The sequence below is a fragment of the Tunturiibacter lichenicola genome, assembly GCF_051013355.1.
Classification (GTDB): Bacteria; Acidobacteriota; Terriglobia; order Terriglobales; family Acidobacteriaceae; genus Edaphobacter; species Edaphobacter lichenicola_F.
In genome coordinates, this window is record NZ_CP132944.1 from 4,146,273 (window position 1) to 4,169,367 (window position 23,095).

General features: G+C 53.9%; 13 protein-coding genes and 2 pseudogenes. 13 read left to right on the forward strand and 2 right to left on the reverse strand.

From position 1 onward, the window contains the following. Positions 1–33: 33 nt before the first annotated feature. The 11 genes and pseudogenes from RBB82_RS17410 (at position 34) to fucP (ending at position 17,517) form a co-directional block, all read left to right on the forward strand. Entirely contained in the window at positions 34–1,395 is a 1,362-nt protein-coding gene (locus tag RBB82_RS17410; protein WP_433972014.1) for a glycoside hydrolase family 27 protein, read from the forward strand. A 196-nt stretch (positions 1,396–1,591) separates the two neighbouring features. Further along, positions 1,592–1,720 (forward strand): annotated as a pseudogene (locus RBB82_RS17415) (hypothetical protein); the annotation flags it as partial. Between the two features lie 10 nt (positions 1,721–1,730). Continuing rightward, complete coding sequence (locus RBB82_RS17420) at positions 1,731–2,171, forward strand: glycosyl hydrolase family 95 catalytic domain-containing protein (RefSeq protein WP_433975400.1); 441 nt, start codon at positions 1,731–1,733, stop codon at positions 2,169–2,171. 620 nt (positions 2,172–2,791) lie between these two features. Then, on the forward strand, positions 2,792–4,441 hold the full coding sequence (locus tag RBB82_RS17425) for a tetratricopeptide repeat protein (RefSeq protein ID WP_433972015.1): 1,650 nt from the start codon (positions 2,792–2,794) through the stop codon (positions 4,439–4,441). 372 nt (positions 4,442–4,813) lie between these two features. Next, on the forward strand, positions 4,814–8,218 hold the full coding sequence (locus RBB82_RS17430; RefSeq protein WP_433972016.1) for a TonB-dependent receptor domain-containing protein: 3,405 nt from the start codon (positions 4,814–4,816) through the stop codon (positions 8,216–8,218). Positions 8,219–8,608: 390 nt separating this feature from the next. Continuing rightward, positions 8,609–12,250 (forward strand): FG-GAP-like repeat-containing protein, encoded by a 3,642-nt coding sequence (locus tag RBB82_RS17435; RefSeq protein WP_433972017.1) that lies wholly within the window; start codon positions 8,609–8,611, stop codon positions 12,248–12,250. Further along, a pseudogene (locus RBB82_RS17440) lies at positions 12,247–12,573 on the forward strand (carboxypeptidase-like regulatory domain-containing protein); the annotation flags it as partial. The gene RBB82_RS17435 and the pseudogene RBB82_RS17440, both read left to right, overlap by 4 nt. 153 nt (positions 12,574–12,726) lie before the next feature. Next, positions 12,727–13,875, forward strand: a complete 1,149-nt coding sequence (locus RBB82_RS17445) for a tetratricopeptide repeat protein (protein WP_433975401.1) — start codon at positions 12,727–12,729, stop codon at positions 13,873–13,875. Between the two features lie 217 nt (positions 13,876–14,092). Continuing rightward, positions 14,093–15,058 carry an aldo/keto reductase gene (locus RBB82_RS17450; RefSeq protein ID WP_433972018.1) on the forward strand — a complete coding sequence of 322 codons (966 nt, stop codon included), beginning with the start codon at positions 14,093–14,095 and terminating at the stop codon, positions 15,056–15,058. An 85-nt stretch (positions 15,059–15,143) separates the two neighbouring features. Then, positions 15,144–16,157, forward strand: coding sequence for a zinc-binding alcohol dehydrogenase family protein (locus tag RBB82_RS17455; RefSeq protein ID WP_433972019.1), 1,014 nt, complete (start codon positions 15,144–15,146; stop codon positions 16,155–16,157). 31 nt (positions 16,158–16,188) lie between these two features. After that, positions 16,189–17,517 (forward strand): L-fucose:H+ symporter permease, encoded by a 1,329-nt coding sequence (gene fucP, locus RBB82_RS17460; protein ID WP_433972020.1) that lies wholly within the window; start codon positions 16,189–16,191, stop codon positions 17,515–17,517. A 24-nt stretch (positions 17,518–17,541) separates the two neighbouring features. On the opposite strand, the gene RBB82_RS17465 is transcribed toward fucP, so the two are convergent. Beyond that, a complete protein-coding gene (locus RBB82_RS17465) occupies positions 17,542–18,585 on the reverse strand; it encodes a LacI family DNA-binding transcriptional regulator (protein ID WP_433972021.1) in 1,044 nt (347 codons plus the stop codon). Positions 18,586–18,899: 314 nt separating this feature from the next. Here RBB82_RS17465 and RBB82_RS17470 point away from each other — a divergent pair, with 314 nt between their 5' ends. Next, positions 18,900–19,448: a sugar-binding domain-containing protein gene (locus RBB82_RS17470; protein WP_433972022.1), complete on the forward strand. Its 549-nt coding sequence runs from the start codon at positions 18,900–18,902 to the stop codon at positions 19,446–19,448. Between the two features lie 5 nt (positions 19,449–19,453). Then, complete coding sequence (locus RBB82_RS17475; protein WP_433972023.1) at positions 19,454–21,592, forward strand: glycoside hydrolase family 2 TIM barrel-domain containing protein; 2,139 nt, start codon at positions 19,454–19,456, stop codon at positions 21,590–21,592. Here the strand turns inward: RBB82_RS17475 and RBB82_RS17480 are convergent. Continuing rightward, entirely contained in the window at positions 21,542–22,843 is a 1,302-nt protein-coding gene (locus RBB82_RS17480) for an enolase C-terminal domain-like protein (RefSeq protein ID WP_433972024.1), read from the reverse strand. The two genes, RBB82_RS17475 and RBB82_RS17480, sit on opposite strands and share 51 nt — an antisense overlap. Between the last annotated feature and the right edge of the window lie 252 nt (positions 22,844–23,095).

The window sequence follows — 23,095 nt, forward strand, 5'->3', positions numbered from 1 at the left end:
GATTTTTTTCTACTGATTAAGAAGGACTATCGAATGAAATTTTCTCTTCGTGTATTCTCACGCTGCATCCTGGCGTTGACCGCCTACACCGCGACCGCATTTTGTAGTCCTGCAGCCTCCCCAAGCAAGATGCTGGCTCCCACACCCCCTATGGGTTGGAATAGTTGGGATTCGTTCGGCCCCACGGTCCGCGAAGATGAAGTTAAGGCAAATGCAGATGCCATGGCTGCGAAGCTCGCTCAGTTCGGTTGGCAGTACATCGTTGTTGATATCGAGTGGTATCAGCCCAAGGCAAAATCGCATGGATACGTTGCCAGAGGTGAAGTCACGATGGATCAATATGGTCGCTTCGTCCCTTCGCCGAATCGGTTTCCATCCGCGGCGAACGATGCAGGCTTCAAAACTCTGGCCGACTATGTGCACAGCAAAGGGCTTAAGTTTGGCATTCATATCATGCGCGGAATTCCCCGCGAAGCCGTGGAGAAGAACCTGCCCATCAAAGGCACGAAGTTCCATGCTGCGGATGTAGCCGACAAAGTCAACGTCTGTAAGTGGAAGGACATGGAAGATACCTACGGCGTAGATATGTCCAAGCCCGGTGCGCAAGCCTATTACGACTCCATCGCAGAACTCTATGCCTCTTGGGGAGTGGACTACGTCAAAGCCGACGACATGAGCCGCCCATATCGTGGCCCCGAGATCCACGCCCTCAGTGTGGCACTCAGGAAGACCGGTCGCCCAATTGTTCTCAGCCTGTCGCCTGGACCTGCTCCTGTTGATCAGTATGAAGATCTGAAAGCGAACGCGCAGCTATGGCGCATCTCCAACGACTTCTGGGACCGCTGGATCGATGTGAAGAAGCAGTTCGAGCTGATGAAGAACTGGGAGGGCAAGGTCCATCCGAATGGCTGGCCCGATGCCGACATGCTTCCTCTTGGTCACATTGGAATTCGCGCGGAACGCGGGGACGACCGGGCGAGTCTGCTGACTCACGATGAACAGTACACATTGATGTCGCTGTGGTCCATCTTCCGCTCTCCGCTCATGTTGGGAGGCGATATTCCGTCAAGTGATCCGTTCACGATTGAGATCCTCACGAATCCTGAGGTGCTGGACGTCAATCAGCACAGTGACAATGGACACCAGTCTTTTCGCGAGGGCGCCACTGTCGCCTGGACAGCAGATGTTCCCGGCTCTAAGTCCAAGTATGTGGCGATCTTCAATATCGGTGACACCGCGAAAGACATCAACCTTCCGTGGACATCAGTTGGGGTCACTGCTTCCAAGGCCACCGTACGCGACCTCTGGCTGCACACGGACGCGAAAGACGTTGACGCAATCCACCTATCGCTGCGTCCACATGCCAGCACCTTAGTTAAAGTTACCGCAGAGTGACCTCGCTCGATACTGCCTCTATGTCTCGATGAATGAGCGATGGGGATTTCAGCGAAATAACGGCGATGACAAATGAGAATGGAGGACAACAGCACTTTATGAGGTACGTAGCGCCTGGACTCAGAGAGCTTGCACTCTTCTATGAAGACTATCTGAAGGAGACGGATAAGAACGGTGACTATATCTTCGTCCTTCTTACTCTCCGGAAAATTACCCCCGTAATTCAGAGAGATCTCCAGCCGTTATCAACGCGACGATGGATATCTCTATATGCAGGGAGGTTTTGACACACGTCATCGAAGCGTCACAGGTCTTGGGAATTAATTCTGAAGAAAATTCCGCGTTGGAAGGCTATGTTAGCGAAGCTGCCCCCGTATCTTTTGGATACCGATGGTGCACTCAAGGAGTGGGCCTGGCCGACCCTCGAAGAGAACCAGGATCATCGGCACGTCTCTCATCTCTATGGCGCGTGGCCTGGGGATGAGTTCACTCCAGGCTTTACTCCAGAACTCGCCAGAGCGGCCTCGATTGCGTCACGGAAACGAGCGCAAGGAAATGATTCAGCGCACGGCATCTTGCATCGGGGATTGGCTGCAGCAAGACTGAAGGATTCGTACCTGGTCAACTTCGACTCGAAACAGATTCTTGAGCAGGGCTACGTCAACCCGAGTCTGACTACGATGCATAATCCCTATGCAATTCCTTCCCCGATCCGCAAGGAGCTCTCCTCGCACTCATTATGGAGATGCTGGTCTATTCCAGGCCGGGTGTCATAGGTTTGCTGCCGGCGGCACCTGATTCGCTCTCAGAAGGAACCATAAAGGGGGGTCGTGAGCCGCACTCAGGCGACAATAGACAATCTCGCATGGGATCTAAAGAGAAGAAAGATAGACGTGACGATCAGTTCGAAGGTGGACCAAACGATGAAGCTCTTTGTTCGATACGGAATCGAAAGTGTTGATGCGCCTTCGGGAGCGCTCGTCGGTTCAGTGACACCTGGTTAGGTCGAATGTAATGTGCATCTCACTCAAGGGTATCCGGTTACCTTGCATTTTTCTACAGGAAGCGAAGATCACTTCACTTGGATCAAGACATCGGTCCTTCTGCCGCGAGATTAGCGTGGTTTGGCGTGGACACCACGAACGAGCGGGTGTCGGATCGGTCTGGCGTGGCCATAAAAGAGAAATCGAAATCTTGAAGTAGTTTATGCCGATTCTGCATGGCCAAATTGAAGATTTCTAGCGAGGGTTGCTTACTGGAAGCCGTTACTGTAGAGGGAATCGCTGTAATATGAATTGTTTTGATAACCCAGTCTAGGTCGGAACACCATCGATGTTTCCAATCCCTCTTTTTTTTCACGGTCGTCCGCGTCGCACCTCAATTTTTGGAGTATCTGATGCGGTCCGAGATAAAAAGAAATAGACGATATGTAGCGGATCGGCGCGAGCGCCTTGTTACGGCGTCTTTGGCTCTTGTTGCTTCGATCTTCTGGGCTACCTCGGTTCTGGCACAGCGCAATAGCTACGCGGACTATATGCGCGAGGGGACTGAAGCGCTCACTCGGGGTAGTCTCTCAACGGCTAAGGCAGATCTTGAGGCTGCAGTTCACCTTGAGCCGAGGAATCCAGCCGGATGGTACGAGATGGGGGAACTTTACGGACAGCTTGGGGACTTCCGAAAAGCCGAAGAGGCATTTCGACACACACTTCAATTGCAGCCGGATCTTGCGAAAGCGCATTACATGCTTGGGCTGTCCCTCGTTGCCAACCCGAAAAGCAAACTCGATTGGCCTGCCGCGATAACAGAGTTCCGCGCGGCCCTGAAGATACAGCCCGACTACCCGGAGGCATCCACTTACCTTGGTGTTGGGTTGACTGCTACAGGGCAGACGGATCTGGCGATCTCTGAACTAGAACAGGCGGTACGTATTGCACCGTCGTTGCCATCGGCTCACTTTAATTTAGCGATCGCGCTAGAGAACAGTAACCGGCTCGAAGATGCAGTAAAGCAATATCGAGAGGCGATCGCGGCAAAAGGAAGTTACGCGGAGGCAAGCAGTGCATTGGGCAAGCTCCTTTTACGCTTGGGCCGGGGAGAGGAGGCGGAGAAAGAGCTGCGAAATTCCTTGCGCCTAAACCCTGATCTGCAGGATGCCCACTATGGATTGGCGCGGGTCCTCCAGTCATTAAAGAGGCCAACCGAAGCTAAGATTGAGTTCGATGAGGCCGTTCTTTTAGGCAGACGCGAACCCGACGCAGTCGAGTCCTCGCAGCTAAGCAACTTGGCTCTCCAGATGGCGTCGAAGGGCGACATGGCGGGAGCGGAGAGCTCATTACGAAAGGCGATCTTGCTCCGGCCAGACTATGGTGTTCCTCATTACAATCTCGGTCTAATTCTTGCCGATCGGGGAGACAGGAACGGGGCCGTCCAGCAGTTGACGGAGGCGATATCGCTGTTACCCGGGCAGGCAAAGCCCTGGTTTGATTTGGGAAGAGTTCAGCGACTGCAAGGAAAGCCAGAGAGTGCGCTGGAGTCACTCTCCTGGGCTGACCGCCTTGCTCCATCCGATCCGCGCATCCAGGCGGAGTTGCAACTCACACGGTCGGAGATGAAAATGCCGCCTGCGACCGATGCCGCTATGCCCGCATTGCAGCCGAAGGCAGGCGCCTTTGCAGACACGGCGGCTGAGCATCTTGTGTTTGCGAAGCAGCTAAGTGCGAATGGAGACTTGCTGGGAGCCATAGGGGAGTTATTGCGATCGCTGGCGCTATCACCTGCGGCAGTCGACGTCCGGTCTCGTTTGGCCCACAGCTATGAGCAACTTGGAGACTTGGATCGTGCACGGTTGGAGTATCGGAAGATTCTGCTCGTAGTGCCTGACGATGTCGATCCTTATCTGGCGATGGGCAAAATCTCTCTTGCGCTAGGCCGTACCGATGAAGCATCTGAAGAATTTCGCACCGTACTGAGGCTCCAACCGGACTCCGTCGACGCTAAGAGGGCGCTGCTGGAGATGGACCGTGAATCCCAGAAAAGTAGGGAATAAGCGGTTCGAAAGCATGGTTTTGGCCTTGCTGAGCGGTTAGGTCAAAGCATGGCTTTTTGTGCAAATTATCCCAAAGTTATCGAATAAAACCATCGCAGACGAAAATTCCTTGACATCTGTGTATTCGTAAGAGTAAACGTTACCTGAAATTCCGATAGAACCTTTGGTGGAGCTATGTCTCCACCAGAAAGAAAAGATCTGGTGAGCCTTTTCTGAGCTATTTCATCAGTTCAAGTACCTGGTCTTCGATAAAAGACAGTGATGAATTCATTTGAGGTGACGGGAATGACGCAGAACACGATAAAAGGATATTTGCAGCCAATACCCGCTGCTGAAATCGAGAGAACAACTTCATCCAGGCGAACTGTGTCGATGCTAAGGTTTGGCATCGCAGTATTGGTGGTATCGATGCTTGCGTCAGCCCACTTGTATGCCCAGGTAAATACTGCGACGTTGCAAGGAGTTTCGGTCGATCCCGCTGGGGCCGTGGTGCCCGGCACTACTATCGCCGTTCGGAACACGGCGACTGACGTCGTCCGCAATACCATAACCGATGAGAAAGGGGATTACTTCCTCGGGGCTCTGCAACCCGGCAGCTACGTGATAACAGCATCTCATGTTGGATTTGAGATGGTGAAACAGACAAACGTCACGCTAACAGTGGGCCAAGTCGCTACCTTGAACTTTACGTTGCCGATTGGGAATGTCTCACAGACAGTCGAGGTTGCGACTACTTCGTCGAGTATTGAAAATTATGACACTACGTTGGGCACAGTGATCTCGCAGAGACAAGTGGTAGATCTTCCACTCAACGGACGCCAGTTCTCTCAACTTATCCAACTGGCGCCTGGTGTGGTGCCGATCGACAATTCGCAGAACACTGGCAAGGCGCCGAACTTTGGCGCAGGTGCGTCAAGCCCTGGAGTCAATGGCCAATCCAATCGCAGCAACCTGTTCTTTGTCGACGGCATCATCGATTCGAACCCATTCTTTGGCGGCTTTTCATTCAGCCCGTCGATTGACGACATCCAAGAGTTCAAAGCTCAATCGCACACCGACCAAGCCGAGTATGGTCAGGCGACGGGAGCCATTGTCAGTGTGATTACACGGCCTGGCACGAACAGCCTTCATGGCGAAGCGTATGAATTCGTACGCAATACGATCTTCAACACTCAGATCAAAAACTTTGCTGCGACCCCTCAGCCCAAGCTTCCTTACCATCAGAACCAGTTCGGCGGATCATTGGGCGGTCCAATCATCAAGGACAAGCTGTTCTTCTTTGCGAACTACGAAGGCGGCCGACTGATCCAGCCGCAGCCTAGTTACTCGACCGTTCCAACGACGGCTGAGCGCAATGGTGATTTCACCGGACTTCTGCCGGGAAACACAGCACCCGTTACGATCTACGATCCGTCGACGTATAACCCGATAACGCAGACAGAGTCCCCGTTCCCCGGTAACAAGATTCCAACCGCCAGCATCAATACGGGCATGCAGGCTTATTTGAACGGCATTTATCCGATGCCGAACATTGCACCCGGAGTCAACGGAACCAACAACTACCTTGCAACTACAGGCATAACGACGGTCGCTGATCAGGGCACCGCCCGCATCGACTATAACCTTGGGAAGAGAGACATTCTCATGGGCAAATATAGCCAGAATTCGGCTACCCTTACGTCTCCGGCTAACCTCAGCAATCTCTTCGAGACAGGATTCAACGGCAAGAACACCGGGGGAAGCTGGGTCCACACCTACTCGCCAACTTTGGTGAGTGATGTCGTGGTTGCCTACAATTCGCTGAACATACCCCAGGCCGTCGTTCTGCCAGTCTCTCAGGAAGCTCTCTTTACCGCAGCGGGTCTCGGAGCAGGATTCAATAAGAATCCAGGGCTGACCCCCTTTACTCTCGTGCCCGGCTACGGCCTGCAAGGTGGAAACTACAGCGGGTTTTGGAATGGCGCAGGACCTATCGGCCCCATGGACATCTGGCAGTTTACCGCTTCGGTGTCGAAGACGGTGGGGCATCACTCACTGAAGTTCGGAGGCTCCTTTTACCACACGGCGATGTACACCAACTGGTCCGGAAACAACGAGGATTTTTCGAACAAGGGAACCTGGAATGCAGCATGCCAGTTCGCGGGAAGCAATCCTGCCGCTCTCACAGCGTGCCCGACCTACGATCCCACGGCAGGAAATCTGGGTGGAGGCGGCGATCCGGTAGCTAGCATGCTGCTAAGTCTGCCCATCGATGCTACCCGTGCTTTAGGCAATACCGGCGTCAATCTCCGTCAAAACACAACCACCGCGTTTGCCCAGGATACCTGGGTGGTGAAACCCAAACTGACGGTGACTTATGGACTTCGCTGGGACTATAACGCGCCGATGACGGAAGCTAATAATCGACTTGCTGTTTATGACATCTACACCAAACAATACCTGGTGGTGAAGGGCAATCAAGACCTGCCCGCTGGACCGCTGCCAACTAACGTCACAATAGGGTCGACTAACTCTATTACGACGAAGCACTATAACGGCTTCCAGCCACGACTGGGTTTTGCGTATCAGTTCACCCCCAAGACGACACTGCGCCTCGGAATTGGACGTAGCATCGACAGTTGGGGACTTCCGTTGCAGGTTGGACAACAGGACCGTGGAGCCTGGCCTTCAGGCTACTCGCAAAACGCAAGTATTCAGACACTGAATGTTGCAGGAATATCGTATAAGCCAGATGGAACTCCGTACTCAGGGCAGAACCCATTTGTGGGCACTGCCACGTTGCCAGCCAGTCCGTTTCCGCTGGGTGGTCTCGGATTCCAGGATACGAAGTGGCAATCGGCTTCCTCCTATCAGTGGAACGTACAGCTGCAGCAAGAGTTCGATCACGTCGGCACCTTCTCGCTCGCCTATGTCGGATCCCAAACAGAGCATTTGACCAATCCCGTTCCATATAACCTCGCAACGCCATCCACCAACACTACGAAGGTCTATCCCGATACCGTATTTGGAGGACCGGGAACCGACCTTCAGAGTGGAGGAACAGGCAAGTATTCAGCACTGCAGGCACAACTTTCTCGGACCTACGCTGGTGGGTTGGCCTTCAACGCTGCGTTCACGTGGTCCAAATCGCGGGCACTTGCACAATGCGGCGATTTTTACACGTCATGTATTCAGAACCCATATAACGTCCGGGCAGATTACGGGGCAACTAGTTTAGACGTCCCGCTGGTCTTCACCTTCAACTCCACCTATCAACTTCCTTTTGGGAAAGGTAGGCAGTACCTAACGAGTGGTCCATCAAGCTGGATTTTGGGTGGCTGGCAGGTGAACGGAATTATCGCCGCACGCGACGGCACTGTGATAAACCCCGCGAACGGCGTCAATGGTGGCAATAACTCGGATATCGCAAATACAGGCGGAGGACAACAGCGTGTCAACTTCGTCGGCAACCCGAACACTGGGGCGCCACACCAGATCGGAGCATGGTTCAATGCCTCTGCCTTCCAGTTACCTGCCAATGGAACGTATGGCAACGCAGGACTCGATTCACTGCGCGGTCCGGGCTTTGTGCAGGTAGACGGTTCGATCTTCCGCGATATTCCATTCACAGAAAGGGTTACTTTGCAGTTCCGTGTTGAAGCGTTCAACTTATTCAACCATCCGAACCTGGCCAATCCAAACGGAACCTTCGGTTTCGGAGGGTTTAATGCGATAACAGCTACCAGCTCCGCAGGTACAAATCGAGTCGGTCAACTTGCAGCTAAATTGATCTTCTAGCCTCCGCTACTTGATTCTTATCAGCCCCGGCGTCTCCCGCATTGTGTGTCAGACGTCGGGGTTCCTAACGAAAGGCAGTTTAGTCTTCACCACGTCTTGGATGCTAAAAAAATAGACTTCGACTAGGCGTTTATTATGTCCCCGCATTCTGGGTGGACATTCTCCAATTTCGAAATTAGTATGACCGCAACACCGGCTTTCCCATCTAACGTCAAGGAATTTGGATTGCCAGCAACATTTTCTCGGCGGACTTTTTTAACGGCTTCGGGGTACTATCTTGTGCTACAAGCGGCGAGACCGCGGACAAATTGGTTGTTCGCGTCTCCACCCCCCGCGGAATCAAATGCTGTCCCAAGGTGCTTTGAAAGTTCGCGTACAGCCTATCCACCTTTGCTCGAGCGATTCATCGAGAAGCTTGACCCAGCCGCTGACATATTCCCGACGGAGGTATACGTCGCAGAACTTGAAAAACTGCTCGCAGGATGGAGTGCTGCACTCTCCCATTCGGTACATGACACGAAGGTCATCGGCGGCGATCTATCAGCTAACCTAGTCGCGTCGTCGCTTCGAGCTCCCGAAGCGATTACTCTCCGAGCGTCCTTACCATTGCACATCGAGCGTCGATCATTCCGCGGTGCTGAGACGATGGGGCGCGAGGCCTTCCTGAGTAGTTGGGCGATGTATTTCGCCCCATACGCTGCGCTACACCTCGCGGAATTCGAGATATATGCGATTCGTATCTTAAGCCAACTGCCTTTACGCGTGGACACAGAAATTCATTATGACCTGGTTGGTATAGGAACGGATGGGACAAAGGAGCAGAGGGTAGGTTCATGGAGTATCTCGTGGCAGAAAGACAACTCTGGACGCTGGACAGCGGAGAGGTGGATTGCGAATAGCGAAGTTCGCAGCCGATTGACCGGTCCAGGATTCACAGAGATCACGGCGCAATGTCTGGAGGCAGGTACGCCAGCGATGGCACAGCTCCTCCCTGGAATCGACGAGTGGAGAGCTTCGTTGGATGGCGCAAGCGGCATCGATGTATATGGAAACCACGGAATTGCGGTTGGAGACATCGATGGCAGCGGGTTCGACAGCTTCTACGTATGCCAGCCTTCTGGCCTGCCAAATCGATTGTTCCGCAATCGCGGTGACGGGACCTTCGAAGATATTACTGAGAGATCCGGTGTAGGTATTCTCGATGGCACCGCATCCGCACTGTTTGTCGACTTTTGTAATCGTGGAAAGCAAGATCTTTTGGTCATACGCAGCGGGGGGCCTCTGTTGTTCACTAACATGGGCGATGGACGATTTGAGGTGAAGCCCGATGCGTTTCATTTCGCGCGGCCGCCCCAGGGAACGTTCACGAGTGCAGCGGTGGCGGACTATAACCGCGATGGGTTCCTTGATGTCTATTTTTGTGTTTATAGCTACTACCAGGGACTAAATCAATATCAGTTTCCGTCGCCCTACTATGACGCGCAGAATGGGCCGCCGAATTTTCTATTTCGCAATCGTGGCGACGGAACATTTGAAGATGTAACAGTTGCCAGTGGGGTTGACCAGAACAACAATCGCTTTAGTTTTGCGGTGGAGTGGTGTGACTATGACAACAACGGTTGGCCAGACCTTTACGTTGCGAATGATTTTGGACGCAAGAATCTCTATCGAAACAACGGTGACGGAACATTCACCGATATCGCGGCGAAGGCAGGTGTCGAGGACTACGGGCCTGGCATGAGCACCTGCTGGTTCGACTATGACAACGATGGTCGGCAAGACTTGTATGTGGCCAACATGTGGCTCCCTGAAGGAAAGAGAATCACCGCGGATGATCAGTTTCTGCCGGGCGTCGCGCCGGAGATCCGGGCTCTCTACCGGAAACACAACGCCGGCAACTCTCTTTATCGGAATAGCGTAAATGGCGCATTTGAAGATAAATCGATCGAAGCTGGGACCGCCAAAGGTGGTTGGTCCTGGTCTTGTTCCTCGTGGGACTTCGACAACGATGGCTATGCTGACTTGTATGTCGCAAATGGTTTCGTCTCAGGTGAGAAACACCTCGATCTGCAGAGTTTTTTCTGGAGACAGGTGGCACAGCGATCGGCAAGTCCACCGGGCAAGTCGCCGGATTATGAGATGGCGTGGAACGCCGTAAATGAGTTGGTGCGCTCAGACTATAGCTGGAGCGGGTACCAGAGAAACGTCTTCTTTGCGAATAATCACGATGGCACTTTCTCTGACGTCTCAGGCGCACTTGGGTTGGATCTGCGTGATGACAGCCGAGCATACGCATTGAGCGACTTCGACCACGACGGGCGTCTCGAGTTTATCCTGAAGAATCGAACTGGTCCGCAGCTACGAATCCTTCGCAGTGATCTTGAGGGCATCGGTAACTCCGTCGTCTTCCGACTGACCGGACACAAGAGCAACCGCGACGCTATAGGAGCGGTGGTCACCATCGAGGCGGGTGCGATTCGGCAAACAAAGTTTGTCTCAGCAGGTTCAGGTTTCGCATCTCAACACACGAAGGAGCTCTTCTTTGGAGTGGGGGAGGGGGGGCGGCCTATCACTATCTCAGTACGCTGGCCGTCCGGAACGATCGATCGATATGAAAACATCTCGATCAACCACCGTGTCGAGATCGATGAAGGGAAGCAAGAGTTCAAGTCGACTGCCTATCAGGTGCCGCGTTCAAAGTCTGGATTGCAGACAGATGAGACGAAAGCTCCAACCATCTCCGTTGACGTAGGCACATGGCTGATCGCACCGCTCTTCGGGCCGGACGTCAAACTCCTCGACTTGCAAGGGGCAACGCATCAATTGAGCGCGTTGCGCGGTCGAGCGGTTCTACTCACCTTTGTCCGTCTTGATTGCAGTGACGGCCAAAGGCAGCTGGAAGAACTACAAAAAGCCTCGGCCACGCTGACGTCCGCCGGCATCACTGCAATGGCAGTAATCGTGAACACCAGCACCGATCAGACACGGGTCCATGAGTTCGCTAACTCTTCCCGCGTTTCGTTTCCGATGCTCGTGGCAGATGAACGCCTAGTAGCTGTCTGGAACATACAGTACCGCTATCTATTTGATCGCCGACGCGACATGAACTTCCCAATTTCATTTCTCGTAGACAAGAGCGGTGCGACGATCCGCGTTTACCACGGGTTCGCGATTCCGCAGAATGTTGTAGATGACTGGGAGTCTGCGCCTGCAACGCCTGAGGCGAGATTTGCGCGTGCTATGCCGTTCCCAGGACACTACTATGGCAATGCGATGAAGCGTGACTATTTCACTTACGGTGTAGCGTTCGTGGAATACGGCTATCTTGACGAAGCGCAAGCCGCCTTACAGAGGGTGGTCGATGCTGAGCCCTCTTATGCAGCCGCGTGGTTTAACTTGGGGACGATTTATTTAGGAAAAAAGCTGTACCCAGATGCCCAGCGGTGTCTGAGAGAGGCCGTTCGACTGAACCCGGAGGACTCCGATGCATGGAATAACCTGGGTATGATCGCCGGAGAGCAGGAGAAGTACGACGAGGCGCTTGAAGATTTCCGACAGTCTGCGAGGGCCAATCCGAACCACCCGCAGGCGGTGCAAAACATGATGAGTATCTACCAGTTCCAGGCGCGGCCAGCCGATGCGCAAAAAGCACTGGAGGAGCTTATCGCAAAGGCTCCAGAGAACGCAGGTCTCCATCTGGCCCTCGCGATGGCTCTATTGGGTCAGGATCAGGTAGCACACGGGCGTGAGGAACTTGAGACCGCGGTACGTCTTCGGCCTGACTACGTGGATGCCTTGAATAATTTAGGAACGGTTCTTCTGCAAACAGGCCATCCTCAGGATGCTTTGCAGCTGTTTGAGAGATGCCGTCGGCTCGCTCCGGAGCTGGACCGACCGGTCATTAATTCGGCCATTGTCTATACCCGCACGGGTCAACCCGCGAAAGCACGTGAGATTCTTGAGGAGTTCCTGGCTCGCCATCCGGACGATGCCGAGGCCCGTAGCGCATACGAAAAGATGGTGGCGAGATGAGCGTGGCTCGTATCGCGACTTGGACAAAGTATCTCGTCGCAATATGGATTCTAGTAGTGTGTTTCGAGACCATTATCGAAGCCGCGACGATTGCTGGAGTCGTTCGAGATGCTCAAGGTAATCCTCTTGGCGGGGTGCGAGTCAGGATGACGTGCAAGCAAGCTCCCGAGCGAGCTGAGGAGATGACCAGCGACAAAGTCGGAGCTTACAGTTTCACAAAACTCCCTCCCGGGATATATCGGCTTTCAGTCGAAAAGAACGGATTTGGCGCGGCTGAGCCGAAGGACGTCAGAGTATCAACAGAACTCACCTCTGTAACGACAGACTTTACTTTGAGTCGACTCGAACAAAATGGAGAGCGTGCGGCATCGCAGCCTCGGCTCAAGTTCGAAGCTGCAGGCATCCGAGGCTTGATCGACCCAGGCGGATACTCGGCGCCGGCGAACGCTGCGGCTGCCTCTGGACTAATCTCCGGTGTGGCTGACATCCGACGTACAGAAAATGGCGCGGGATTCCCACTCGCGGCAGACTTTCCGTGCTCTCTCGAGTCCGAACTGACAAAGGCAGTTGCGGCGACTCCAAATAGCGCAGATGCCAACCGCCAACTCGGCGAATTCTATCTCGCGCACGGGTCGATTGGGCAGGCCATCTTGTATCTTCAACGCGCACGGCAAATCGGTCCCGCAGATTCACGCACGATCTTATATCTTTCAGAAGCGCTACTAAGGAGTGGCAACTTCGATGCCGCCCGCGAGCAGTTGAAAACAATGCCTGCAGGTGCAAAAGACGTTAGCTTCCATCGCCTTTCAGCGAAAGCGGAAGAAGGGTCTGGGCATTTCGCGACGGCTTCTGAGGAATACTTGAATGCAGCAGAACTGGACCCCAGCGAAGAAAATATCTTTGGCGGAGGGTATGAACTGATTTTAGCGGGCCACCCTATGGATGCAGCGAGGGTCTTTGGCGCAGGCGTGGCGCGTTATCCCCTTTCGAGTACGCTTCTGATCGGTGCTGGGACAGCGAAGTTCCTCCAGGGGGACAGTTCTGCAGCGGTGATGCTATTCCTTCAAGCGGCAGATCTAAATCCATCAGATCCGCGACCCTATTCGTTTCTTACTGAGGCATTTGAAACCTCCCGGGTAAAAGATGCGCAGGTTCTGGCGTGCCTGAAGCGCTATTCGGAACAGTTTCCCGCCAGGGCTGAAGCTTCTTATCTCTATGCGGTAGTGCTGTCGAAAGACAACGCTGGTGGTGCCGCCACAGGCGCTCAAGTTGAATCTCTTCTAAAGCAAGCAACCGCGCTCGACCCTAACTTCGCAAAGCCACACTTCCAACTTGGAGCTTTGTACGCGCATCGTGAGGATTACGAGAGCGCCATAAGAGAGTTTGAAGCCGCGGAGCATCTAGCCCCCGGCATGAAAGAGGTGCACTATCGTTTGACATCTGCATATGAAAGGGCCGGACACGCTGAGGCGGCGGAACGCGAGATGAAACTATTTCGTGAATCGCACGAGCCGAATGCCGAAGACGGAGGAGGTGGAATCAGCATCGGACAATTTATTTCTGTGGTCGATCGCCCTCACTCCGCTAGCAAAGACGTGCGCTGTCTTCAGAGTGCCGATAAATAGTGTTGCCACACCTGCAATGTACGAGAGACCCGATGCCTGCATGCGTTCCAAGAGGTGGATTTTGGAATCGCGAGAGTAGTTTCCTGGAGTGTCGCTATGATCTAGAGATTTCGCTTGCATCTTATTTAGTATATCGTTTACTGTAACGAATGTTTAAAGCCCAGCTTTTTCGGCCATACGCCATCCGAGCGACGTTCGTACAAGTCGGAGGAATTTGATGCGCTATCGAAGACTCGGTCAGACAGATCTTGAGGTGTCTGTTCTCGGGTTTGGAGCCTCCCCGCTAGGGAACGTGTTTTCGGTGGTTGATCCGGTGGAAGGCACACGCGCAGTTCATCGAGCAATCGATAGTGGACTCAATTTTTTCGATGTGTCACCCTACTACGGTTTGACTCTCGCTGAGCAACGACTGGGAACAGCCCTTGTCGGAAGACGAAAAGAAGTTATCTTGGCAACGAAGTGCGGACGTTATGGCACCGACGACTTTGATTTCTCCGCTCGCACGATCGTAGATGGAGTAGATGCATCGCTGAGGCGACTAAAAACCGACTACGTCGATCTACTTCAGGTGCATGATGTGGAGTTTGGAAGCGTCGACCAGATCGTCACAGAAACGTTGCCAGCTCTACGAGACTTGCAGAAGGCAGGAAAAACACGCTACGTAGGTATTACAGGCTATTCTCTGGAGACTCTCATCGCGACTGCTGATCTGGCGCCGGTTGATTCGATCCTGAGCTATTGCCGCTACAACTTGATGGTGCGCGACATGGACCAGTGTTTAACACCGTTCGCGAAGGAAAACGGCATCGGGCTCATTAATGCATCGCCACTTCACATGGGGGTCCTTAGTTCTGGGGAGATACCGACTTGGCATCCAGCTGCTCCAGAGGTCTGGGCCGCGGGGCGTCGGGCGGCTGTGATCTGCAAAGCTCATGGATTGCGGCTACCAGAGGTGGCGCTCCGCTTCTGCCTCTCAGAGCCTTCCGTTGCGTCCACCCTCGTAGGCATGTCGACAGTTGAACAACTGGAAGAGAACCTGCGAGCGCTTGAACCATCCGACGATACAAACGTGATTCGAGAGATCACTACAGCTATCGGTTCCAGCTTGAACTATGTCTGGCCGTCAGGCATCATCAACTCCGTCGAGCCTTCCGGTCGCGTCGAGACCCATGATAGATCGTAACGATTCACCAACATTGTGGCGAGTAGGAACCAAGCTTTGAGGCAAATCGCTGTCTGCGCAGGAGAGCAACGAAGGGAAGATATCGATGCAAGCACTGATGCTAAAACATCCCGGGGACGTCGCAGTAGAGACAGTGAAAGACCCATCAGTCACCGAGGAAGAGATACTCCTAAAGGTAAAAAGGGTTGGCTTGTGTGGCAGTGATCTGAATAGCTACCGTGGGAAGAACCCTTTGATTCAGTTTCCGCGCATCCTGGGTCATGAAGTTGCTGCAACGATTGTTCATGACGTACCAGGGCGTCCAGATCTCGTCGCAGGAACAGATGTGACGTTGTCGCCATATACGAGCTGTGGCAGATGTGCGTCATGCAGGCGCGGTCGTTCAAATGCTTGTCAGTTTAATCAGACCCTTGGGGTACAGCGCGATGGAGCGCTCACCGAATACATTGTGGAGGTTCCCGAGAAACTTTATCCGGCAAATCTTTCACTTAAGGAGCTTTGTCTTGTCGAACCACTTACCGTAGGCTTTCACGCCGTGGCCCGTGGCCGAGTAACCGCACAAGATACTGTGGCGATCATCGGATGTGGCGGAGTCGGCCTGGGTTCGGTTGCTGCCTCTGGTTTCATTGGGGCCCGTACGATTGCAATCGATGTAGACGATAAGAAACTGCAGCTGGCTCGTAAAGCTGGGGCGACAGACACTATCAACACTACGCAAGAGTCGATGCACGACCGCCTGGTTGAGTTCACTGCGGGACATGGGCCCGACGTAATCATCGAGGCCATCGGCCTGCCAGAGACCTTTCGCGCCGCGGTTGAAGAAGTCGCATTCACGGGCCGGGTGGTTTACATTGGTTACGCGAAAGAGCCAGTAGCTTACGAGACCCGGTTATTCGTTCAGAAGGAGTTGGATATTCTTGGGTCGCGAAATGCCTTGCCGGAAGACTTTCACGCTGTTATTCAAATGCTTGAACAAGGTCGATTTCCTGTTAACGATGCGGTTAGCGCGGTTATCAGTCTTGAAGAAGCACCTGAGATCCTCGCCGCATGGAGTAGCAATCCGTCGCAGTTTTCTAAGATCATGATCCGACTTGGCTAATTTTCGTGACGACGTCCAACAAGGAAAATAAATGATTCCTGTCGCACATCAACAAAACGCCCCGTCTCCCTCCCGAACAGATCAGCCGCTGATTGGGCCAGGTCAGAGGACTCCGTTCGTTCTTGTGACCTCGCTATTTTTTCTCTGGGGCATTCCTAACAATCTCAACGACGTGCTGATTGGCCAGTTTATGAAGGCGTTCACACTTAGTCGCTTTGAAGCTGGCTTGGTCCAGTCGGCCTTTTACCTTGGATACTTTCTGCTGGCCATGCCGGCTGCATTGTTAATGCGCAAGAAAGGTTACAGGGCGGGGATGATTTCCGGACTGGTGCTTTTCGGTGTGGGTGCCTTCCTTTTCTGGCCGGCGGCTTTGTCAATGCGCTATGGATTCTTTCTGGTTGCGCTCTTCGTCATGGCGGGCGGTCTGGCATTTCTGGAAACAGCGTCCAACCCGTTCATTACACAAATAGGTGATCCTGCTGGCTCGGAGCGGCGACTGAATCTCGCCCAGGCCTTCAATCCTCTCGGCGCCATCTCGGGAGTTCTTCTGGGAACCATCTTTATCTTTTCTGGTATCGAACTGTCGCCTCAAAACATTGCAATGAGTAAAGCGAACCATACGTATGAGGCGTACCTCCGGTCGGAGACGCTTCGTGTCGTGAGCCCGTATATGGCACTGGGAATCTTAGCGTTCGTGTTGGCGGTCATCTTTTTTTTTACGACGTTTCCTCGGATCAGCGCAGAATCAACATCGACACAGGGGAGCGAAGGAAGTTTCTCCGAACTATTGACGAAGCGACACTTCCTGCTGGCAGTGGCCACACAGTTCATGTATGTCGGTGCCCAAGTGGGCACTTGGAGTTACTTCATCCAGTATGTGCAGGTCTACGCACATCAGACACAAAAACTTGCCGGGCTTTTTCTTACCGGAACGCTCGTTGCGTTCGCACTGGGGAGGTTCTCATCCGCGTGGATCATGCAGAGAGTTCCTCCTGCAAAACTGATGGGAGTTTACGCAGGGGTCAACATTGTCTTGGTCGCATTGGCCATTGGTTTTCCTGGCTGGATAGGTCTCTGGGCCATCTTTCTAACTAGCTTCTTTATGTCAGTCATGTTCCCCACAATCTTTGCGCTCGGTCTTCGAGGTCTTGGAGTCAACACAAAAATAGGCGGATCCATCCTGGTGATGTCGATCATCGGTGGCGCCATTCTGACCCCGGCTATGGGATTGATTTCGGAGATCGGACATAGCATTGCTCTCGCTTACGCGGTGCCGCTCATTGCGTACGTATGTGTTGCACTCTTCTCTTTTCTAGCGAACGGACCGAGTGCGCTGGGCAAATTGGAGATCAATACCTAGTTTCCAATTTGCCCGCAAGTAAAGCTACTTTTTCGATTTCCGCTTCGGATTTTCAGAATGGTTTGCTGAATTTCGCAAAGTAGACAACCGAGCAACTAGAGCAGGTTCAAACACAATCTTTTGTGGCGGCTTTGGCACTTTAGATTCGATAATTTCGAGAACAACCTCACCTGCGCGTCGACCAATATTAACGTTTTGTTGATCGATGCTTGAGAGTGGTACCCGTAGCGAGGAGTCATAGTGCAAGTTGCCACAGCCGATGACTGCAATATCGTTGGGCACACTAAGACCCTCCTCGAATATTTTTTCCATCGCTCCTATCGCGAGAGGATCGTTGTAGCAAAACACGCCATCCGGACGAACCTTACGCTCCAACAGCATTTGCATGGCTTGCTTACCTTGTTCGATACTATCGGCGTCCACATGGGGTCGACTGACAACATATTCTTCGCGATAGCGCAGCCCGTGCGATTGCAATGCCGCTTGATACCCTTTCAGTCGCCCATGACCGGTACTGTTACTTCGTCCGCTGATATGAGCGATACGTCGGCAACCCATCTGGATTAGATGCTCTGTTGCAATCCGACCTGCGGCCTCATCATCTGTTCCGACAAAGTTAGACTTGACCTTCGAAAAGTTGCGATCGATCAATACGTACGGATTGCTATGGAGGGCAAGTTGATCGATAGACGTGTTATTCAAGGCGCAGGACGCGATGACAAGAGCATCCAGATGACGGGCTTGCAGTTGGCGAATTTCCCTTGCCTCTACCTCAGGATCTTCGTCCGATGACGCAATGATGAGCGAATACCCTTTAACGCCGATCTCTCGTGACAGTGATTTTGCGATCTCAGCAAAGAAAGGATGAAGTAGATCGGGCACAATCAGACCCACAAGATAACTGCGGCCGGTCACTAGACCTCGCGCCAGAATGTTGGGTTGATAGTCCACCTTCTTTACGTACTTCAGCACTCTTTCGCGGGTTTCATCGCTGATATCCGGGTGGTCGCGGAGTACTTTCGAGATCGTCACCACAGAGACCCCAAGTTCCTTCGCGATGTCCTTCATGCGCATTGTCATAGGCTTAGATCTTCTCGAACTACTTTTTTACTTTACAGGAAATCTGGATAGCAAACGCATGTAGGTTTGAGCCTCAGCCATGGGAGTATGCGGCTGGCTACGGCGTTCGTACCGTATCGCGATCATCCTAAGTTGGTCGACCCTGTCGATAAAGTAAACGATATATACTATCTTCGTCACTGTTTCATCTCTTGATAACGATGTCTTTTTGTGAAGAACTTTGCCGGAAGGATCTTACGCTGGACGAAGCCGATACAGAGGCGGACGGTACCATGCAAGCTATTTCGACAGGGGATGATCTCATGATGAGATCAATCCTTCGTTCCACCAAGTTGTTAGGTCTTATTCTCCTCTTCATTCTCTTGTTCCAGGCAAAAGCCGCCTCAGCGCAGAGTGCGGTCCAGACGGTACAGTCTGGACGAGAGCGCTTGTCGCTGGACCGCGGGTGGCTGTTTCATGAAGGAGACATTCCATTTCCAGTGATCACCGGACATCAGCCGTCCTATGATAACGCCAAGGCGGGGAGTTCCTCCGGTGCGGCATCGCCGGACTACGACGACTCCTCCTGGAGCCAGGTAAACCTCCCGCATGACTGGGCTGTATGGCAACCCTTCGACAAGGACGCCAACATCGCCCAAGGTTATCGACAGCGCGGTATGGGTTGGTATCGCAAGTACTTTCGCCTCGATCCGGCGGACCGTGGCAAGCACTTGGAGATTCAGCTCGACGGCATCGCGACGCACTCGACGATCTGGATCAACGGTGTTCTGTCTGCGCGAAACTGGTCGGGTTACAACTCCATCTACATTGACATGAGCCCTTCGCAAGGTTCGGCAGTGAGCTCAACATAATCAGCGTGCAGGTAGACGCGAATGCGATGGAGGGCTGGTGGTATGAGGGTGCCGGTATGTATCGGCATACCTGGCTGGTGAAACGAAATCCGCTGCACATTGCGACCGATGGAGTCTTCGCTAACCCGGTCAAAAACGCCGATGGTAGCTGGTCGATCCCGGTCGAGACGACGCTGTACGGCATGGAACAGAAGCCATCGACCGTGCAGGTGGAGTCGACGCTGATTGACCCTGAAGGAAAGCCAGTGGTGAGCGGTCATATCGAAGCCACCATCCAGCCTCTCGGGGAGTCGGTCGCGAAGTTTACGCTTCCGGTGTCCTCACCCAGGCTCTGGTCGGTCGATCAGCCTACCTTGTACACCGTGCGCACTGTGGTCAAACGAGATGGGGTCGTTTTGGATGAACTTACGATCCACAACGGCTTTCGCACCATCCGCTTCGATCCAGACAAGGGGTTCTTTCTGAACGACAAGCCGGTCAAGCTGTTAGGCACCGCAAACCACCAGGATCATGCTGGCGTTGGTGTTGCCGTTCCCGACTCCTTATGGGAATTCCGCGTGCGCCGCCTGAAAGAGATGGGCTCGAATGCATATCGGTGTGCGCACAATGCACCTGCCGCAGAGTTCCTGGACGCCACCGATCGTCTCGGTCTGATGGAAATCGATGAGAATCGGAACTTTGGCTCCAGCCCTGAGCATCTCAGACAGTTGGACTGGATGATCCGTCGCGATCGCAATCACCCCAGCGTCATCATGTGGTCGGTCTTCAATGAGGAGCCCTCGCAGGGCTCTGAGATGGGCTACCAACTCGTGCGCAGAATGAGTGCTTCAGTGAAGGAGTTGGACACAACGCGCCCGGTCACTGCGGCACAAAGCAACTCGGATCTGAATCCGGTCAATGCGTCGCAAGCGGCGGACGTCGCCGGCTTCAACTACGTCTATCGGGACTTCGACGAGTACCGCAGGGTCAATCCCTCCAAGCCGATGTTCAGCTCCGAAGACACCTCCTCCGTGATGACTCGCGATCAGTACACCACGGATCGGAAGGCGATGCTTCTGGACTCCTACGACGACCAGGTGCTGCCGTGGGGCCTTTCGCATCGGGATGCCTGGAAGCAAGTCGACGAGCGGCCTTTTATCTTCGGAACAATGGTCTGGACTGGCTTCGACTATCGCGGCGAGCCACAGCCTCTCTCCTGGCCGGCCGCCGGATCATCTTTTGGAATCATGGATCTTTGCGGTTTCCCTAAGGCTGCATACTGGATTCACCAGGCCCAGTGGATTACCGACCGCCCCATACTCCATGTGATTCCGCATTGGAACTGGGCTGGCAGCGAAGGCAAACCAATCAAGATCATGGTGGCGACCAACGCTGAAAGTGTCGCACTATTCCTGAACGGCAATCACATCGCGGAGAAGCCTGTCGACAGATATGAGATGGTGACATTTGACGTGCCGTACACGACTGGCACCTTAGAGGCGCGAGCCCTCAACGGTGGCAAGGAGGTCGCCCGCTTCGATGTCGAAACAACCGGTGTACCCTCGGCCATTCGGTTGACTCCGGATCGCAAGAGCATGGCCGGCGACGGCAATGATGCGCAGCCCTTTACGGTGGAGGTAGTCGATGCCAGGGGGCGTGTGGTTCCCACGGCAGACGTCCCCGTGACCTTTTCGCTGAGCGGTCCGGGAGCCATCATCGGGCTCAACAACGGCGACCCAACCAATCACGAGCCGGAGAAGGGAACCCAGCACAGCACCTACCACGGGTCGGCCCAGGTTATCGTGCAGAGCGAGCTGGCGGGTCAGGGTAAGCTGACGCTCCACGCAACTAGCCCACGCCTGAGTGCGGGAGATGTCTCAGTTGACGTGATAGCTACCGCGGCACCGCCAGCTGTAACGGAGATCACGAATCCGCCACTGACGCTGACAGATTGGAGGCGATCACCGATATCGATGGATCGTCCGGACCTAAAGGTGCAGGAAGCCCACCATGCATGGACTCTCACACGAACTCCGGCAGTCCTGCCGTCTCGGTGTACTCGGCGGCGGACACGTCGTCACTCGCGCACCGATCGACTCCGAGTCAACCGGCTTCTATGTCAAAGATGCCCAAACTTCGCCGCCTGGAAAGGAATACCTCTCTAGCGAATCCTGCTTGACCTGGATACTGTATCCGGGTGTCTGAGGCATCAGGTAGCGGCCGCGACGAATGCGTACCGGGTCAACAAAGTGCTCATGCAGATGGTCGACGTATTCGATCACGCGGTCCCGCATGGAGCGGCTCACACGAAGGTAGTCGAAAGCCGAAAGATGCTGGACGTACTCACAAAGGCCAACACCGCCGGCATGCGGGCAAACCGGCACGCCCATCTTCGAAGCCATGAGGAGGATAGCGAGATTTTCGTTCACTCCGGCGACACGGCAACTGTCAATCTGGCAGACGTCGATCGCTTCGGCCTGCAGAAGCTGCTTGAACATCACGCGATTGTGGCAGTGTTCGCCGGTGGCAATACGAACGGGTTTGCATTCGCGACGTATGCGCGCGTGTCCCAGAATGTCATCCGGGCTTGTAGGTTCTTCCATCCACCACGGCTGTAGTTGAGCAAGCTCTCTGGTGCGGGCGATGGCCTCGGTCACGCCCCACTTCTGATTGGCATCCACCATCAGGCGGTTTTCCCAGCCAATTTCCTCGCGCACAATCAGGCCGCGGCGAAGGTCGTCGACAGGATCACCGCCCACCTTCAGCTTGAAGTGCGTCCAGCCTTCGGCAATGCCTTCGCGAGCGAGACGGCGAATCTTTTCCTCGCTGTAGCCGAACCAGCCCACGGAAGTGGTGTACGCGGGATAGCCTTGGCGCACTAGCAGGTCCATGCGTTCCTGCAGGCCCTCTTGCCCTTCGCAAAGAATGTCTATCGCCTCTTCGCGCGAAAGTAGATCGTCGATATATTGGAAGTCAATACAATCGGCGATACGTTCTGCAGACATCTCTGCCAGAAGTCTCCATACCGGTTTTCCTTCGGCCTTCGCCCACAAGTCCCAGACCGCATTGATGAGCGCACCGCACGCAAGATGGGTTACGCCTTTTTCCGGACCCAGCCAGCGGTATTGACTCTCGCCCGTGAGCTCGCGCAAAAATGCCGCGAGGTTCGAAACGATGGAGTCGAGTGTGCGACCTTCAGCGTGCTTTCCCAGATGCTGCAATGCCTGCACGCATAAATCCGTGCCGAGGCCCAGTGTGAAGGTCAATCCGTGGCCTTCAATTTCGGCATTTGTCTCCAAAATGCAATAGGCGGCGGAATAGTCAGGGTTCTTGTTCACAGCGTCTGAACCGATCGCTTCGCGCGAGGTCGGGAAGCGGAGATCGACGGTCCGCACGCGCTCTATTCGAATATCCATTCGTTGCTCTACTCCCCTCTAGCTGGATGCAATACACATCAGTTGATACTGACCACCGCATTCGTTCGGCGAACTGCGACGAGTGCGTATGCGGCTACCGCGACATAACACGCTCCTGTCACGAGATATCCAACTGCATAACTCGCATGTTCCCGCGCAAGATATCCGGAACTGCTGCACAAGAATGTCTGTGACATTGTTCGACATCCCCCACAGGAAAAACAGTGCGGTGACGAGGAAGAACGCACGCTT

Bases quoted from the DNA above. Each gene is read 5' to 3' on its own strand.
- RBB82_RS17410 (WP_433972014.1), top strand. From the start codon at position 34: ATGAAATTTTCTCTTCGTGTATTCTCACGCTGCATCCTGGCGTTGACC.
- RBB82_RS17425 (WP_433972015.1), top strand. From the start codon at position 2,792: ATGCGGTCCGAGATAAAAAGAAATAGACGATATGTAGCGGATCGGCGC.
- RBB82_RS17430 (WP_433972016.1), top strand. From the start codon at position 4,814: ATGCTAAGGTTTGGCATCGCAGTATTGGTGGTATCGATGCTTGCGTCA.
- RBB82_RS17450 (WP_433972018.1), top strand. From the start codon at position 14,093: ATGCGCTATCGAAGACTCGGTCAGACAGATCTTGAGGTGTCTGTTCTC.
- RBB82_RS17455 (WP_433972019.1), top strand. From the start codon at position 15,144: ATGCAAGCACTGATGCTAAAACATCCCGGGGACGTCGCAGTAGAGACA.
- fucP (WP_433972020.1), top strand. From the start codon at position 16,189: ATGATTCCTGTCGCACATCAACAAAACGCCCCGTCTCCCTCCCGAACA.
- RBB82_RS17465 (WP_433972021.1), bottom strand. From the start codon at position 18,585: ATGAAGGACATCGCGAAGGAACTTGGGGTCTCTGTGGTGACGATCTCG.
- RBB82_RS17470 (WP_433972022.1), top strand. From the start codon at position 18,900: ATGATGAGATCAATCCTTCGTTCCACCAAGTTGTTAGGTCTTATTCTC.
- RBB82_RS17480 (WP_433972024.1), bottom strand. From the start codon at position 22,843: ATGGATATTCGAATAGAGCGCGTGCGGACCGTCGATCTCCGCTTCCCG.